General features: G+C 73.7%; 8 protein-coding genes and 2 pseudogenes. 2 read left to right on the forward strand and 8 right to left on the reverse strand.

Features of this window, described 5'->3' with window-relative positions:
- Positions 1 to 160 precede the first annotated feature (160 nt).
- From ettA to cobT, 7 genes and pseudogenes are all read right to left on the reverse strand, one after another.
- On the reverse strand, positions 161 to 1825 hold the full coding sequence (gene ettA, locus ABZ635_RS17210) for an energy-dependent translational throttle protein EttA (protein WP_357765773.1): 1665 nt from the start codon (positions 1823 to 1825) through the stop codon (positions 161 to 163).
- A 264-nt stretch (positions 1826 to 2089) separates the two neighbouring features.
- Positions 2090 to 3010, reverse strand: a pseudogene (locus ABZ635_RS17215) (DUF4192 domain-containing protein); the annotation flags it as partial.
- 108 nt (positions 3011 to 3118) lie between these two features.
- Positions 3119 to 4474 (reverse strand): diguanylate cyclase, encoded by a 1356-nt coding sequence (locus ABZ635_RS17220; protein WP_357765736.1) that lies wholly within the window; start codon positions 4472 to 4474, stop codon positions 3119 to 3121.
- Positions 4475 to 5059: 585 nt separating this feature from the next.
- Positions 5060 to 7939 carry a GTPase gene (locus tag ABZ635_RS17225; protein WP_357765739.1) on the reverse strand — a complete coding sequence of 960 codons (2880 nt, stop codon included), beginning with the start codon at positions 7937 to 7939 and terminating at the stop codon, positions 5060 to 5062.
- A complete protein-coding gene (locus ABZ635_RS17230) occupies positions 7936 to 9828 on the reverse strand; it encodes a dynamin family protein (protein ID WP_357765741.1) in 1893 nt (630 codons plus the stop codon). The genes ABZ635_RS17225 and ABZ635_RS17230 overlap by 4 nt, the downstream gene beginning before the upstream one ends.
- A gap of 75 nt (positions 9829 to 9903) precedes the next feature.
- Positions 9904 to 11184 (reverse strand): uroporphyrinogen-III C-methyltransferase, encoded by a 1281-nt coding sequence (gene cobA, locus ABZ635_RS17235; RefSeq protein WP_357765744.1) that lies wholly within the window; start codon positions 11182 to 11184, stop codon positions 9904 to 9906.
- A gap of 283 nt (positions 11185 to 11467) precedes the next feature.
- Entirely contained in the window at positions 11468 to 14056 is a 2589-nt protein-coding gene (gene cobT, locus ABZ635_RS17240; RefSeq protein ID WP_357765747.1) for a nicotinate-nucleotide--dimethylbenzimidazole phosphoribosyltransferase, read from the reverse strand.
- Between the two features lie 615 nt (positions 14057 to 14671).
- Here cobT and ABZ635_RS17245 point away from each other — a divergent pair.
- Positions 14672 to 15801, forward strand: a pseudogene (locus tag ABZ635_RS17245) (peptidoglycan recognition family protein).
- Between the two features lie 153 nt (positions 15802 to 15954).
- Positions 15955 to 16530 carry a GNAT family N-acetyltransferase gene (locus tag ABZ635_RS17250; protein WP_357765750.1) on the forward strand — a complete coding sequence of 192 codons (576 nt, stop codon included), beginning with the start codon at positions 15955 to 15957 and terminating at the stop codon, positions 16528 to 16530.
- A 61-nt stretch (positions 16531 to 16591) separates the two neighbouring features.
- On the opposite strand, the gene ABZ635_RS17255 is transcribed toward ABZ635_RS17250, so the two are convergent.
- Entirely contained in the window at positions 16592 to 16879 is a 288-nt protein-coding gene (locus ABZ635_RS17255; protein WP_357765753.1) for a DUF6504 family protein, read from the reverse strand.
- Positions 16880 to 17004: the final 125 nt, after the last annotated feature.

Below are 17004 nucleotides of genomic sequence, written 5' to 3' on the forward strand. Positions count from 1 at the left end.
CCTGGCCGATCCGGGAGGCGAGGGTCCGCGCCCCGCACCGGCGGACGGAGGGGCTCGCGCACGACCGGAGTCGGCGCCTCCGGGGCCGGGACACCGGTACGCGCGAGGGCCCCGCCGCCCGGAGGTCTCCGGTCGACGGGGCCCGACGTTCGTCCCGCGACTAGTCGCGGGTGAGCTTGCGGTGGGTGACCGCGTGCGGGCGCGCGGCCTCCGGGCCGAGGCGCTCGATCTTGTTCCTCTCGTAGGACTCGAAGTTGCCCTCGAACCAGAACCAGGAAGAGCCGCCCTCCCAGGCCAGGATGTGGGTCGCGACGCGGTCCAGGAACCAGCGGTCGTGGGAGGTGATCACGGCGCAGCCCGGGAAGTCCAGGATGGCGTTCTCCAGCGAACCGAGGGTCTCCACGTCCAGGTCGTTGGTGGGCTCGTCCAGGAGCAGCAGGTTGCCGCCCTGCTTGAGGGTGAGCGCCAGGTTGACCCGGTTGCGCTCGCCACCGGAGAGCACACCGGCGGACTTCTGCTGGTCGGAGCCCTTGAAACCGAAGGCGGCGACGTAGGCGCGGCTGGGGATCTCGACCTTGCCGACCTCGATGAAGGTCTCACCGTCCGAGATGGTCTCCCAGACGTTCTTGGAGTCGTCGATCCGGCCCCGATACTGGTCGACGTAGGAGATGTCGACCGTGTCGCCCACGGTGATCTTGCCCTCGTCGGGGGTCTCCTCGCCGACGATCATCTTGAACAGGGTCGTCTTACCGACACCGTTGGGGCCGATGATGCCGACGATGCCGTTGGGCGGCAGCGAGAAGCTGAGGTCCTCGATGAGGACCCGGTCGTCGAAGCCCTTGGTGAGGTTCTTGACCTCGACCACCGTGTTACCCAGACGCGGACCCGGCGGGATCTGGATCTCCTCGAAGTCCAGCTTGCGGGTCTTGTCCGCCTCGGCCGCCATCTCCTCGTAGCGGGCCAGGCGCGACTTGCTCTTGGTCTGGCGGGCCTTGGCGTTGGAGCGGACCCACTCCAACTCGTCCTTGAGGCGCTTGGCCTTCTTGGCGTCCTTTTGCCCCTCGACCTTGAGACGGGTCTGCTTGGTCTCCAGGTAGGTGCTGTAGTTGCCCTCGTAGGGGTAGAACTGGCCGCGGTCCAGCTCCAGAATCCACGTGGCCACGTGGTCGAGGAAGTACCTGTCGTGAGTGATCGCGATGATGGTGCCCGCGTACTTCGACAGGTGCTGCTCCAACCAGTTCACGCTCTCGGCGTCCAGGTGGTTGGTGGGCTCGTCCAACAGCAGGAGGTCGGGGGCCTCCAGCAGGAGCTTGCAGAGCGCGACACGGCGCTTCTCGCCACCGGACAGCTGGGTGACGGAGGCGTCACCGGGCGGGCAGCGCAGGGCGTCCATGGCCTGGGCCAACTGGCTGTCCAGGTCCCAGGCGTTGCGGTGGTCGAGCTGTTCCTGGAGCTTGCCCATCTCTTCGAGAAGGTCGTCGGAGTAGTCCGTCGCCATCTTCTCGGCGATCTCGTTGAAGCGGTTGAGCATCGACTTGGTCTCGGCGACGCCGTCCTCGACGTTCTCCAGGACCGTCTTGCTCTCGTCGAGCTTCGGTTCCTGGGCGAGCAGACCCACGGTGAACCCGGGCATGAGCCGCGCCTCACCGTTGGACGGCTGCTCGATGCCGGCCATGATCTTCAGCAGCGTCGACTTACCGGCACCGTTCGGGCCAACGACACCGATCTTGGCTCCGGGCAGGAACGACCCCGAAACGTTGTCAAGGACGACCTTGTCGCCGTGCGCCTTGCGCACGTTTTGCATGGTGTAGATGTGCTCCGCCATGCCTCCAAGCCTAGGGCGTCCCGGCCGGTGCCCCCGCCATCGCGGGCGTTCGGGGCCGGGGGCGTCCCGCACGGGAGGGGCCTGTCCGCGGGACGGCGGCGGCCCGCGCGAGGCGGCCCCGGCACGGGCCGGGGCGGTTCTGTCGGGGTCGGCCGGTTCCTCCCCCTCCGTCCGGGAGGCGAGGAACCCCCGCCAGCGGTCGGCGGGCAGGCCCGCGCGCAGGGCGCGGTCCATGAGCACCGCCATGACGTAACCGGGATCGGCCGCCAGGGCCACGTCCAGGGCCGCCCGGGCCAGGCCGAGGTCGTCGTGCTGCCAGGCGGCCACGGCCAGCAGAGAGGCCGGCGCGGGGAGGTGGCGCCCGGGAACGTGGCGGACCACGCGGGACCACAGCCGGACGTGGTGCCGGGCGGTCTCCGGTGTGATGCGGGTCCACACCGCGTCCCGTACCCGGACCCGGCTGAGGTGGACGCCCAACCGGGCGAGCGCCGCCGGGTCGGTGACCCGTCGCCGCACCTCTCGCGCCAGGTACTCCAGCACCTCGGCTCGGCGCCCGTCGTCCGTCAGGGAGCGGGAGCGCGAAGCCCCCTCCTCGGCCGCCGCCTCCCGTTCGACCTCGGCCCGAGCGGCCTCCCCCGCGCGCCCCACCAGGAACCGCACCCGTTCGGAGGGCCCCGATCGGGCGGGTACCAGTCCGCGCACCACCGCCTCGGCCGGAACGGGGGACGTGTGCGGGTCGAAGCGTGTTCCCTCGGCGGGGCAGCAGTCGGTGTCGCGACACAGGTAGGACCAGTAGCGGTCGCCGGACGCACGGAGCGCCTCCAGGACGGGCAGACCCCGGGCACGGGACTCCCGCAGGAGCGCGCGCACGTGCGGGGTGACCCGCGCCGAGTGGCCGAAGGCCGCGACCAGGAGCGCCCCGCCGTCCTCGGCGAGCGCGGCGTCCACCGCCGCACGGCCGCCGCGCTCGGGGGACAGGACGCGGTCCAGGTGGTCGATCCCGCCGTACAGGACCCCGCGGACGCGCCCCTGTCGCAGCACCAGTGCCACCACCGCGTCGTCCAGTGGCTGGTTCACCAGGTAGGGCAGGGCCGCGAGCAGGTCGGTGGGGGTACGCAGGCTCAGGGGGGCTCGGGCGGGGTCGTCGTCGGGGCCTGGGGAGGGGGTGTGCTGTTCACCGGGCATGCTTCCACGTTCGGTCACCGCGGGCCCGGACGCAACCGGCCCGGCGGCGCCTGTGGACAACCGCGCCGCGCCGTGGTCCGGCCTCGCGGCCCTCCCCGTGTCGGCGGGTCAGGACGGGTCGCCCGGGCTGGTGGCCGGGTCGGTGACCTGCCCCTCCCGGGGGCCGGGGATCTGGCCGCTCACCTCGGCTCGTCCGGCGGGCAGGCACACGCGGTCGCGGCCGGTCTCCTTGGCCCGGTAGAGCGCGAGGTCGGCCGCTGTCAGCAGTTCGACGAGGTCGTTGCCGTGGTCCCCGGCGACGGCCACCCCGATGGAGATGGTGATGGAGACCTGGACGTCGTCCACGGCGATCTCCATCCGCCCCACCTGGGAGCGCAGCCGCTCCGCCGCCTGCCAGGCCTCGGCCGTGTCGGCGCCGGGGAGCAGGACCACGAACTCCTCGCCGCCGAAGCGCCCGAGCAGGTCGGACTGGCGCAGCTGCTGGGCGATGGTGGTCGCGACGCCGAGCAGGACCTGGTCGCCGAAGAGGTGCCCGTGGCTGTCGTTCACCCGCTTGAAGTGGTCGATGTCCACGATGAGGACCGCGGCCCGTCCGCGTGTGGCACGGGCCCGGTTGATCTCGGCTGCGGCCTCCTGCTCCCAGGTGGGCGCGTTGAGCAAACCGGTCTTGGGGTCGGTCCGCGCGGCGGTCTGCAACTGCTGGTAGACCAGGCTCCGTTGCAGCAGCAGGACCGGCGGCACCGCTATGACCAGGAGGAACATCGACAACTGGGCGAGGATGGCGACCGTGACGCCGACACATAATTCGGCGGAGTCCACCAGGAAGGCCTCCCGGTCCCACATGCCGCGCACGTGGTCCGAGCCGCCGCTGAGCCTGGTTCCCAGGAACACCAGGACCGTGTTCATGACGGTGAACCCGGCGCAGCAGGCCAGCGCCAGCATCACGCCGCCGAGGGAGAGCAGCGCCTTGTGCGCGTCGGGGGACCCACTGATCCCCGCGACCAGACCCTCCTGGGCCCCGTGCCAGGCCACCGAGGCGAGGAAGCCGGACACGCCGATGGCGGCGGCGTTGAACACGCGCCGGTGCGGCAGGGAGCGTCTGATCCGGCGCTGGAGCAGGAGGTAGACGGGGACGGGGACGAGGAGCGAGTACACCGGGGGCAGGAGGAGCATCGCGGGGAACCACCAGGCCCCCAGGAGGTCGCGGGTGATCCCGGCGGGAAGGTCGATACGGCGGATCGCCTCGACGCACACCACCGCGGAGACCACCAGGGCGAGCAGGAGCGAGAGGTCGGCGACGGTGGGGACCGTCTGCGCGGCGGCCACCCCGAACAGGAACAACGCGAGGAAGACCAGGAAGAACAGGTACACGACCAGCCCCAGGGGCTGTTGGAAGACCGGCCAGGTCCGACGCTCCCCGAGGGGGGTGCCCCCGGTCGCCGCCGGTTTCTCCGAGATGCTCACCGCTCCCTCCTCCCTCCCTGTGCCACCTTCGCCCTCCGGACCCCGACACCCGGCTCTGATGCGCTCACCGCCCCTCACGGTTCTCCCTTCGACGAACCGGACTCGCCCCGAGTTCCCTGACGATGCCACTCGGTCACCGGGAAAGCCACACGTTCTCCCTGGTCGACGACGAGAAGATGCGCCTCCCTCACTTTACATTACTTTGGGTAATAACTTAATCGCCGATTGTATGCGACTCGCAGAGTGAGGCTACCTTAGTTGTCACGCTGCGTTCTCGGGTGGTTGGCTAGCGTCACCACCTGGGGCGTGCCGCCAGCGGAGGCCTCCGGTTGCGACCAGAAGCCGATCGGCCCGTCTGTCGCCGCCCGCCACGCCGGCCGCCCGAGGATTCGGCCGCACCCGGCACCCGATACCAACCGAAGGAGCACCGCATGTCCAAGAAGGTCGTTCACTGGATCTAGGTCCCTCCGGGACACACGAAGGGGGCGGCCGGTCCATACCGTCCGCCCCCGTTACGCGCGGGTGCCGGGCCTCAGCCCCTGATCCCGCACACGTCGTCCGCCCGGCCACCCGGGCGGGCCGAACTCACTCCTGTACCCGCGCCACCTCGTAGGCGGCCCGGAAGGCCCGGTAGCGGGCCAGCTCCTCCTCCATCGGGGCCACGACCCGCGTCCCGGCGATCTCCCGCACCCGTGTCTGGGCCGCGCGCTCCACCTCCTCGCGGCGTTGGACGGCTGCGACCTCCACGAGGTTGCCGCAGCCCACACCGGTGAGCCAACCCACCAGGAGCCCCGCGACCACCACACTGCCCGCGTAGAGGATGAAGACGGGGTCGTCGAACACCCGCAACCCCGTGATCCCACCACCGAGCCAGCTCGACAGGGCCACCACCGCCCAGGCGGCTCCCGCTCCGGACAGCGCGAGCAGCGCGTACTGCGCCGCCCTGGCCATGCGCCACCACGACGGACTGCGGTCGGGGTCGCCCACGGCCCCGGCGACCGCCTCACCGAGCTCGGCGGGCAGTTCGGACACACCGCTCCGGGCCGCGGCGCGCATTCGGCGCCGCCACGGGCCGGGCATCCCCTCGGACACCCGGTCGGCCGCCTCGCCCAGGGCGGTCTCCAGTTCGGCCTCCTGCGCGTCGACCGGGCCGCCCACACCCGGTTCGTCCCGGCGCAGGAAGTCCAGCTGCACCACGGCGAGCGGGTCCTTGCGCAGCCGGGCCGCGCGCCGGGCCACCGGCCAGCCGACCCGGCGCTTGCCGCGCCGGACGTCGTTGGTCTCCACGACGTCGGCGACAGCCGCGACCCCCGCGGCCCCGCTCAGGCCCTCCTGGACCTGGGCCCGCACCTCGGCGGAGACCGTCGCGGACACCTCGCCCTCACCGTAGAACTCCTCGAAGGGCACGATGACCTGGTCCAGGTCCGCGACCAGACGGTCGACCAGTGCCCGGCGCTCGGCGACCGCCTCGCCCAGGTACTCGCGCACGTCGCGGATGCCCTGCCCGGTGACGGTGGAGGTCGTGATCACCCTCGGGTGGACCCCGGACTCCGTCTCCAGGAGGTTGCGCAGGTCGGTGAGCAGCTCCTCCAGCTCGTCCGGGGCGACCCGGTCGACCTGGTTGAGGACCGCGACGGTGACCGCGCCGTGCCCGGCCATCTTGGCGAGGTAGCGGTGGTGGACGGCCGCGTCCGCGTACTTCTGCGGGTCGAGCACCCACACCAGCAGATCGACCGAGCCGATGAGGCGGTCGGCCTCGGCCGTGTGCATGCTGCGGACCGAGTCGTGGTCGGGCAGGTCGAGCAGGACCAGCCCGGTGAGTTCGGAGTTGCTGGTGTCCAGGACCCCGGTCCGCGAGTGGCGGTAGCGGGTGGGCACGCCCAGCCAGCTCAGGAGCGCGTCGGCCCCCTCGTGGCCCCACACACAGGCGTGTGCCTTGGAGGTGGTGGGGCGGGTGACGCCGGTCTGGGAGAGTTCGAGCCCGCACAGGGCGTTGAACAGCGAGGACTTGCCGCTTCCGGTGCCTCCGGCCAGCGCCACGACGGTGTGTTCACCGGACAGGCGCAGGCGCGCCCCGGCGTGGTCGAGCAGCTGCCCGGCCTGGCCGAGAACCGTCTCGGGAAGGTCGTCCCGGCCGAGCTCGGTGAGGGTGCTCAGGGCGTCCAGCCGTTCGATGAGTTCGGCGCGGCTGGTGGTACTGGCGGGCTGCCAGTGGTCGCTGCTGGTCGGCCGGTACTCCTCGTCCTCCTCGGGGGAGGCGCCCGACGTCGCGGGCGCGAGGGTGTCGGCGCCGATCGCCCGGAAGGCGCCCGAGACCGCCGAGGGGCCGGGAACCCGGCGCGGCAGGGGCTCGGGGTCGTCGTCGGCCACCGCCTGCCCGCCCGTCCCCTCCTGCTCGTCCGGGTCCGTGGAGACCTCCGCGAGGGGCTCCGGGGCCGCCTCCGAACCGACGACGGCACCGGCGGCGCGGGCGGCGCCCTCGTCACCGAGCAGGTCGAACCCGGGGTCCACGTCATCGGCGGGCACGGTCCGGGGCCCGCTCTCCGACGCGGACCATTCGGCGTCCTCGCCCGGTTCCGCGTCCTGCGGTCCGGGGACCCATGTGGCGGTCGCGGTTCCCGCCGCGCCCGGAACCGGGAGCGACGTGCGGCGTGACGCCGTCTCGTCCTCACCGGGCGGCGCGGAGTCCTCACGTTCGGGCACGTCGTCCGACCGGGCGTCGTCGCGTCCGTGCGCGCCGTGCTCACGGTCACCGCGCGCACGCCCGCGACCGCCACGGGTGCGCGCACCCCGGTCCTCGGAGCGCTCGGTCTCCGCGGTGACCACCGGGAAGGCACCGGTGTGCCGTCCGGCGATACGGGTGTCGTCCGCGGCCTCGGTCAGGCTCCCCACCCAGCCGGCCAGGCCGTCGGGGTCGTCGTGGTCGGCACCGTCCTGGCGGCGTCGGGGCTCGGAGACCTCCGTCCCCGCCTCCCCCTCGGCCGGGGCCGCCGGGGCGCCCGTGCGCGAATGGCGGCCGAACCTGCGCTGGCGGGTCGCCGTGGACTCCTCCCCGCCGCCGGACGACCCGCCCGGGGCCGCCGTCTGGGCGGCACCGGGCGCCGCGCCCGCTCCGGACGGGTCCGGGTATCCGGTGATTCCGTCGTAGGCGGGCGGGTCGTAGGCGGAAGTCTCCTCGGCCGCCCGCGCGCGCTCCTGCGCGTGCTCGGGGTGCTCGGGTACCGGCATCGTGTATCCGCGCCAGGGTCCGCCCTGCTGGCGGGCGGGCTCCTCGTCGCGCGCCGACCGCTCTCGCGCCGGAGCGGAGCCGTCGTTCCAGGGCCCGCCGACGGCGGAACCCCGGGGTGCGGACCCGTGCTCGTCCGTGCCCTGTGTGGCGGGCGCGCTCACACGCTCCTCACCCTCGGCTCGGTTCTGGTCCGTGCCGGTGTCCCCCGAGTGTGCGGGGTCCCACTGAGTTGTCATCGTGCGATCTCAAGGTTGTACGTGGCCTGATAGAGCTGGACGGCGCTGTCCTCGGACGGAACGCCCGCCTTGGACAGGGCGTGGTCGAAGGGCGCGCGCTCGTGGGAGAGCAGCCCGAGGACCCGCTGGCGCAGGTCCTCCCGGGCCGACCCGCCGATGCTGCGCAACGACTGGGCGCCGAACAGCCCCTTGAGCAGGCGCTGCGGGGACGGCCCGGAGGCGTCGGCCACGTGGGCGCCGCCGCCGGAGTGGGATCGTTCGTAGCCGAGCAGGTCGACGATCAGGACCAGGGCGACGATGTCGTGGTCGAAGGTGACGAAACGGGCCACCGACCGCTTGGTGGCGCCGTTGGCGGCGGTCATCTCCGCGATACCGCGCTGCCACTCCGTGATCTCGTGTCGGACCTGCTTGGCGAGCAGGCCCCGACCCGGCTGGTCCAGGGCGCGGTCCGCCAGGGCTCCGCCGCCGGGGACCTCGCGCCACTGCTCCTCGATGCGCTCCCAGGCCCGGTCGTTGACGGAGACCACGAGGGCTTCCAGGGAGTCGCGGACGGCACGTTCCAGGGCGCCGACCCGCTGACCGCGCTCGGACTGCTCGAGTCGGCCCTTGCGCGCCTTCTTTCCGCGCAGGCGCAGGCTCTTGGCGAGCTCTCCGCTGGCCGCGACCTCCTGCCACCGGGCCAGGAGCGAACCGCGCAGCAGGGACCCGTCGCCCAGAGCCGTGTCGATCCGGTCGGCCGCGCCCGCGTAGGCGTCGTCGACGGCGGAGCCCAACGACCGGCCGGTCTCGATCTGCGCCTCCACCTGGCGGGCCAGTTCGGGCACGCGGGTACGGAAGCTGTCGATGACCCCGATGAAGGTGCGCCGCGACACCCGGTCGCGCTGCTCGGCCTCACCGGCCACGTCCGCCAGGTACTCACGGATGTGGTCGGCGACGTTGGAGGTGAAGCGCTCCCCCTCGATCTGGTCGGTCTCGGGGATCGCGAAGCGCGCGGCGGCGCCCAGTCCGTTGGCCTCCAGCATCGCGCCGAAGTGGTCCAGGAGCTGGCGGCGCCCCTTGCGGGGCACACGGGAGAGCACGACCGCCAGCGAGGTGTCGCGGTCCCGGGCCACCTGGAGGAACTCCCACACGCGCGCGTCCGCGTACCGGCCGGACGTGGTGACGAACACCCACAGGTCGGCGGCGTCCAGGAACTTGGCGGCGAACTCGTGGTGGGCGGCGACGGCGGAGTCGACGTCGGGGGTGTCGAGCAGGGCCACGCCCGGGGGCATGGCCTCGGTGGCGGCGAGCACCAGCATGCCGTCCTTGCCGGGCATGGCCAGGCCCTGCTGGCGCACCCGGGGCAGGGTCGGGATGAACGACGCCTCGCTGAACCAGTCCACGTCGGCGGGGTTGCAGGCCAGCACCGGGCTGTTGGTGGTGGGCCTGCGCACTCCGGTGGTGGTGACCTGCTCGCCGACGAGACTGTTGACCAGGGTCGACTTGCCCGCACCGGTCGAACCGGCGACGGCGATGAGCAGGGGGATGTCGGGGCGGCGCACTCGGGGCAGGACGTAGTCGGAGAGCTGGGCCAGGACGTCGGCCTGGAGCACGCGCCCCTCCTCGGCTCCGGCGAGGCCGTCGGCGAACTCCAGGTCACGGATCTGCGTGCGCAGGGTCTCCAGGACCTGTTCGAAGCGGTCGTCCTCGTGGGTGGGGGCGCGGTGCTTGGCGGGCCGCACGGGCACGGGCACGGTCGGTCCCCGGCGTTCGCCGTCGGGGCCCTCCGCTCGCGGCACGGAGGCGGGGCCCGGTGCGGCGGGCGGGGCGGAGGTTGGGTCCGGTCCGGTTCCGAACCGGTCCGAGGCACCGTCGCCCGGGGCGTTCGGTGCGGCCGACGGCCGGGTCATGATCGGTATGCCCTCCTCATCGGTAGCTGGGATTCTCCCCGTCGGCGCGGCTCTCGCGCGTCGCCACCGGGGGTCTCACTGGAGATCGCGCCCGGTTGCCAGTCGATCGGTCTCGAACTGGGCACCGGTGTGCAGTATGTCAAGATCCCGCGCAGTTTTGACCACTTCTCCGATGATCACCACGGCGGGGGGCCGCACTTGAGCCGATCGGACCGAGGCGGCGATGTCCGCCAGCGTACCCGTCACCGTTCGCTGACCCGGCAGAGTGGCCTCCTGGACCACCGCCACCGGCGTGTCCGGCGAGCGCCCGTGCCCGACGAGCGCGGCGGCGACGGCCTCGATGCGCTGGACGCCCATGAGGACGACCACGGTCCCGCCCGCCCGGGCCAGCCCGGCCCAGTCCACCGTGGAGCGTTCGTCGTCCGGTGCCACGTGCGCCGACACCACGTGCACGTCCTGTGCCACCCCCCGGTGGGTGGCGGGGATGCCGGCGCTGGCGGGAGCGGCCAGGGCGCTGGTCACCCCGGGGACGGCGATCACGGGAACCCCGGCGGCGGCGCAGGCCGCGGCCTCCTCGCCGCCCCGCCCGAAGAGGAAGGGGTCGCCGCCCTTGAGCCGGACCACGAACCTGCCCGCCCGGGCGCGCTCGACGAGGACGGAATTGATGTCGTCCTGTGTCATGGAGCGGCCGTAGGGGATCTTCGACGCGTCCACGATCTCGACGTCGGCGGGGAGGCGGTCCAGCAGCGGGGTGGGAGCCAGCCGGTCCACCACCACGACGTCGGCCTGGGAGAGGAGCTGCTGTCCGCGCACCGTGATGAGGCCGGGGTCGCCGGGGCCACCACCGACGAGGGCGACGCCGCGCAGGCGTTCGCGTCCGCGCCGGGCGTCCAGGGTGCCGTCCGCGAGCCCGTCGACGACGGCGTCGCGCAGCCCGGCGGAGCGACGGGGGTCCCCCGAGGCGACGACGCCCACGGTGACGCCGTTCGCGGAGCCGCTGGCCGGGGTCCAGGCCGAGGACGTGTGGCGGTCGTCGGCGCGCACGCACCAGATTCGAGCCGCCTCGGCCTCCTCGGCGACCGCCGCGTTGGTCCGCGGTGCGTTGGTGGCGGCGTGCACCAGCCAGTAGGCGGGGGCGTCCGGTCCGGTGACGTCGCCCGGCTCCCACGGGCGTCGGAGCCAGGTGAGGCGCCCCGCGTCGGCGAGGTCCTCCAGCGCGGCGGACGCCTCGGGCGAGACGAGGGTGACGCGGGCCCCCGCTTCCAGCAGGACGGGCACCCGTCGCTGGGCCACCCTCCCGCCCCCGACGACGAGGACGTCGCGGCCCCTCATGCGCAGGCCCAGGAGATAGGTCACGGATCGCACCCCTTCGGTCGTCCGCACCGGCCCCCGACTCCCTCGGCGGGGTGCGCGCGCGGGCGGGCCCGGCGCGCCGCCAGCGATGTTCGGTGTTGGCTTCGTCGTAGCTTGTCAACGCCGCATCACACGGAGGTAAAGGGGTGGGTTCCGCTCGGGGTGACGCGTGCCGCATCGCCCTCGCGGAGGGACGGCCCCGACACGGGAGGGCCCCGCCACCCGGACCGGGGGCGGGACCTCTTCCGTCCGCGGGTCGACCGGAGGCCCTCCCCCGGTCGGCGGTTCACCGGTCGGCGGTGACCCCCGCGCTGTCGAAGGTGGCGACGTCGCGCAGAGCCCGTACCGCGCCCTGGAGCAACGGCAGCGCCAAAAGGGCGCCGGAGCCCTCACCCAGGCGCATGTCCAGGTCGACCAGCGGGGTCAGGCCCAGGTGCTCCAGTGCGATGGTGTGCCCCGGCTCGGCGGACCGGTGCCCGGCGAAGCAGGCGCTCAGGGAGTCGGGGGAGATGGCGGCGGCGGCGAGCGCGGCCGAACCCGCGATCACTCCGTCCAACAGCACCGGCACCCGCAGCGCCGCGCCGCCGAGGACGAACCCGGCGAGCGCGGCGTGCTCCAGGCCGCCGAGGGCGGCCAGGGTCCCGATCGGGTCGTTCTCGTCCACCGGGTTGGCCTTGAGGGCCCGGCGGACCGCCTCCACCTTGCGTTCGTAGGTGGCGTCGTCCACACCGGTGCCCCGACCGGTCGCGGCGGCCGGGTCGGCTCCGGTGTAGGCGCAGACCAGGGCGGCGGCCGGGGTCGTGTTCCCGATCCCCATGTCCCCGGTGACCAGGCAGCGGTTGCCCGCGGACACGAGGTCCCGGGCGATCTCGATCCCGCCCTCCAGGGCCTGGAGCGCCTGGTCGCGGGTCATCGCCGGCCCCCGGGTGAAGTCAGCGGTCCCGCGCGCCACCTTGCGCGGCAGCACGCCGGTCCCGCTCGGGAGGTCTCCGGCCACTCCCACGTCGACCACGGTCACCTCAGCGCCCACCTGCTGGGCGAAGGCGTTGACCACGGCCCCGCCGTCGAGGAAGTTGCGCACCATCTGCGCCGTGACCTCCTGCGGCCAGGAGGTCACCCCCTGCGCGTAGACGCCGTGGTCTCCGGCGAACACCGCCACGGCGGCGGGTTCGGGCACCGGTGGGGGGCACTCCCCCGCCAGACCGGCGAGCTGGACCGACACGTCCTCCAGGATGCCGAGGGAACCCCTCGGCTTGGTCATCCGGTCCTGCCGGTCCCGGGCCTCCTCCACGGCACGGGCGTTGAGCGCTCCGACGGCGGTGATGGTCTCCTCCAGCAGAGTGGTCGGCTCCTGGCCGGGCAGGCCCCGGCGGCCGTAGCGGTCGCGGTGCACGGCCCAGGTCAGGGGGCGCCCGCCGGCCCAGCCCACGGGAGCGGGCTCGGGCTCGCCGGGGTGGTCCTCGACGTAGCCGACGCAGAGGTAGGCGACGAGTTCGAGATGGGAGGGGAGTTCGAGGACGCGGGCCACGTCGCGCTCGTCGGTGAAGGCGACCCAGCCGACGCCGAGCCCCTCCGCGCCGGCGGCCAGCCACAGGTTCTCCACCGCGAGCGCCGCCGAGTAGGAGGCGGGCTTGGAGTGCCGGCCGGGGCTGTGCGGGCCGCGGCTGGGGTCGACGGTGACCGCGACGTTGATCGGGCTCTCCAGCACCGCCTCGACCTTGAGCCCGGAGAAGGCCCGGTCGCGGGTCCCGGGGCGGGTGACGCCCTGGGCGTCGCGCTGGGCCAGTGCCAGGTCGCGCACCCGCGCGCGGATGTCCGGGTCGTCGATGACCAGGAAGTCCCAGGGCTGCGTGTGCCCCACGCTCGGCGCCTGGTGGGCCGCCTCCAGGACGCGGGTGAGGACGTCGGCGGGGACCGGTGCGGAGAGGAAGCCCGCACCAACGTCCCTGCGTTCGCGGATGGCGCGGTAGACGGCGTCGCGTTCGCCGTCGTCGAAGGCGTGGCGTGCGTCGTCACGGGCGTCGTCGCCCGGGGGCACCGGGGACGCCGTGTCCCCGGAGGCGGGGTCCAGGAGGGATGCGCCCTGGGCCTGGGCGTCCAGGGCCGCTCGGGCGGCCTGGATGGCGGGGACCAGGGCCGGGGCCGACATCCCTCGGGGTTCCTCCGGTTCGGTCCGCTGGTGCGGACCCGTGTGCGGCGGTACCTCCAGGGGCGCCGCTGCTTCGTGTGCGTGCACGGTGTCGCTCTGCTTCGGTTCGGTGGCCGCGTGGTTCTCGTCCGCGCGGCCGGGGTTCGTGGTGGGTTCGGTCTCGCCGGGAGCGGGCTCCGGCGTCGCGGGCGCCTCGGGGTCGGGCGGGGCCGGTGCGGCGGACCCGCCTGCGGTGCGCGCGGATGCGGCCGGGGTGACCGGGCCCTGGTGGGCGGGGCCCGAGTGGCGACTGCCCGACCGGAAGGGGATGACGTTGAACCGGGGGTCCCGATCGGCGTCGGCCGCCGGTTCCCGCGTCTCCGCGGGCCCCGAGGGCCGGGGCGGCGAGGGTTCGCTTCGCGCCTCATGTCGGGTCCGGGGCTCCGGGGGAGCGGGTCTCCAGGACTGCTGGGGGCGCGTGGTGAAGGCCGTGGGGGCCGGAGCCGGGGGCGCGGGCTCTGTGGCGGGGCGGGCACCGGTCGGGGTCCGCGGCGCGTCCGGGCCCGGGAGGGTGCTCCGGAAGGGGTTGTACGGCGCCGCGGGCCCGGGGTCACGCACCTGGGCGCCGCGGCCGCTCTCGGGCAGTCCGTCCAGGAGGCCGCCCAGGCCGGCGACCGGCCCGGTACCCCGCTGCCACGCACCCTCCTGGTCACCGCGACGGGAGTCCTCGCGGTCGTCGTTGGTCATGGTCGCTCCCCGTAGAAGAGGTCAGTGAGCTGCCCGGTTCCACCTGGTCCGTCATGGATTCGGACCAGCGTAGTCCGCGGCGGTCAAGCCGCTCGCACGGGTCCCCCCGACCCGGCGCGGCGTGTCCCCGGCCGTCCGCCGGGGGCCTCAAGTCACCATCAACTGTGCCAGAGTCCGCGTCGGCGCGGGCTGTGTACGGGAGTGACGGCTGGGTAGGACGGGGGCTCCGGGCACCCGGCCCCCGCCGGTTCACGGCCTTCCGGGCGCCGCGAACGGTCGGCCAGCGATCATCGGAGCCGCCCCAGCGCATCGGTACTGACCAGCGCGAATGGCCTTCGCAGACCCATACCCTCCCCAGCGCCAGAGCAACGGGCAGCCAAGCGAACACCCTCCGTGAAATTTCTGGTTCTCCGACCCAGGTATCGGACCGACGACGGGCTTTCGGCCCCCACCACACCTCCGTTGCGGCCAGGACGGGACTCCGGCACCGCCCGGCCCTCCCTGCCGAGCCCCCACCGGACGGACACGGGCCGCGCCCCCACCGCCTGTGGCAGGCTTTCCCGGTACTCGCGCACCCCTGCCCCCGGTGTCCCACCCGAACGGAACGGACCTTCCATGCGACGGCGTACCTTCCTCACCGGAGCCACCACCGTGACGGCCTGGCCGCGTTCACCCCCGCGCTCCTGGCCTCCGCCACGGCCACCGCCCGGACCACGGCGGAGCCCGCCGCCCTGACCGCGCCCCGCGTCCTCAGCGAACGCGCCACCGCCGCGGGAGTCCTCGTCCGCCCCGAGCGCCGCTTCGACGTCGTCTCCGTCTCCCTCGACCCCGGGTCCTCCGCCGAGGGCGCCGCCCTACGCTTCGAGACCGCCGACGGAGCCCTGGGCGACTGGCAGGACCTGCACTTCCACACCGCCGGCCCCGAGCACCTGGAACCCTCGGCGTCCGCCATGGCCCGGGCCCCGCAGGGCGCCACCGGGTACGAGGTGCGCGGTGCCGACGGCGCCGACCTGACCGCGCTGAACCTCCACGACGGCGAGGAGCTGAGGCTCGGCGGCCGGGAGCGGGTGGCCCTCTCCGCCACAGAGGAGGGGGTCACCACCCTCAGCGGCACCTCCGAGGTACGGCTCCTCACCCGCGCCGGGTGGGGCGCCGACGAGTCGTTGCGCTTCGACGAGGACGGCAACGACCTCTGGCCCGCCCAGTTCCACCCGGTGCAGGCGCTGACCGTGCACCACACCGCCATGGCGACCACCGACGACCACGCGGCGGACATGCGCGCCGTCTACCACCTGCACGCAGCCCAGCAGGCGTGGGGCGACGTCGGCTACCACCTGCTGATCGACCCCGAGGGCGTGGTCTACGAGGGGCGCCACTCCGGCGGCGGCGTTCCCGTCTTCCGCGCCGAACCCGTCCCGGGCGAGGCGGAGTCGGTGACCGCCGGGCACGCCTTCGGGTTCAACCACGGCAACATCGGCGTGTGCCTGCTCGGTGACTTCACCGATGAGCTGCCGACCCGGGCCGCCCAGGACGCGCTCGTGGACGTTCTGCGCGTCCTGGCGGCGGTGACCGGCGTCGACCCGGCCGAGCGCATCGTCTACGTCCACCCGGACACCGGCGCCGAGACCGGGCAGGAGGCCCTGGCGCGACACCGGGACTGGCTCCAGACCGGGTGCCCCGGCAACGCCTTCTCCGAGGCGTTCGACACGGTGATCCGTCAGCGGGTCGTCGACGGCCTGCGGTGAACCCCCGCGGTGGCGGGGGTCGCGGCCCCCGCCACGGCGCCCCCGGGTGCGGCGGACCGGCGGAACCCCGTCCCGCACGCCCGTGGAGACGCGTATCTTGAGCGGAGCCCGGGGCCGCCGGGCGTTTGCGCAAAGACGAGGGGACACCCGCGCATGACCACGCTCCGGAGCGCTCCGATGATGCCCGCCGTCATCCTGGAGACCAAGCGCCTGCGCCTGCGGGCCCTGCTCGAACGGGACGTCGACGACCTGTACGCCTCGTGCGTGGACCCCGAGCTCCAGCGGTGGATTCCGCAGCCCGGGCCCGGGCTCCCCTACACCCGCGCGACGGCCGAGCACTTCTGCCTGCGCGAGGCCCCGGCCATCCGTACCGGCGGCGACGGCCAGCACTGGGCCGTGGTGGACCGGGCGAGCGGCCGGTTCAGCGGGTCGGTGGCGCTGCTGCGCACGCAGTGGACGTCCGGGGTGACCGAGATCGGCTACTGGATCTCCCCCTGGGGGCGGGGGCGCGGACTGGCGACGGAGGCGGTCGTGGCCGTCTCCCGCTGGGCGCTGGGCCAGGGGTTCCAGCGGGTGGAGCTCAAGGCCGCCGTCGACAACACCGGCTCGTGCCGGGTGGCCGAGGCGGCCGGGTTCGTCCGCGAGGGCACCGACCGCAACGCGATGCCGCTGCACGAGGGGCGGACCGACCTCGCGTCGTTCGGACTGGTCCCCGACGACCTGCGCTGACCTCACGGGCCGTCTGGGTCCGCCCGGGTCCGCGCCGGAGCGACTGGCCCGGCCGCCGGGCTCACCCCCAGACCCGGCTCAGCGTCCACTCGCCGGTGGCGGAGTCGTGCCGGAGTTCGTACACGCCCTGCGCGTAGGCCGACCCCGCCTCGACCCGCCAGTGTCGGCGTTCGGGCACCTGCGAACCGGCGCCGGGGGTCCAGTCCCGTCGCAGGGTCACCCAGTGGTCGATGATCCTGCGTATCCCGTACACGCGGCCGTCCCAGGTGAACCGGGTGGGCCGGTCCCCGTCCTCGACCACCGTGACCCTCGCCCCGAAGTACCGCCCCACGACCGTCCTCCCCAGCATCGACCGACCCTGCCTCTCCTCCGACCGCGCGCGGGCACGCCGCCGGCAGAGCCCGCCCGCGGGGAAGTACGGCCAGGCTTTCGAACAAGCATTCGAATACTAGCGAAATCGGGGGTTCCTTGGAA

It is taken from the genome of Nocardiopsis sp. NPDC007018 (genome assembly GCF_040635075.1).
In the GTDB taxonomy this organism is placed as follows: domain Bacteria; phylum Actinomycetota; class Actinomycetes; order Streptosporangiales; family Streptosporangiaceae; genus Nocardiopsis.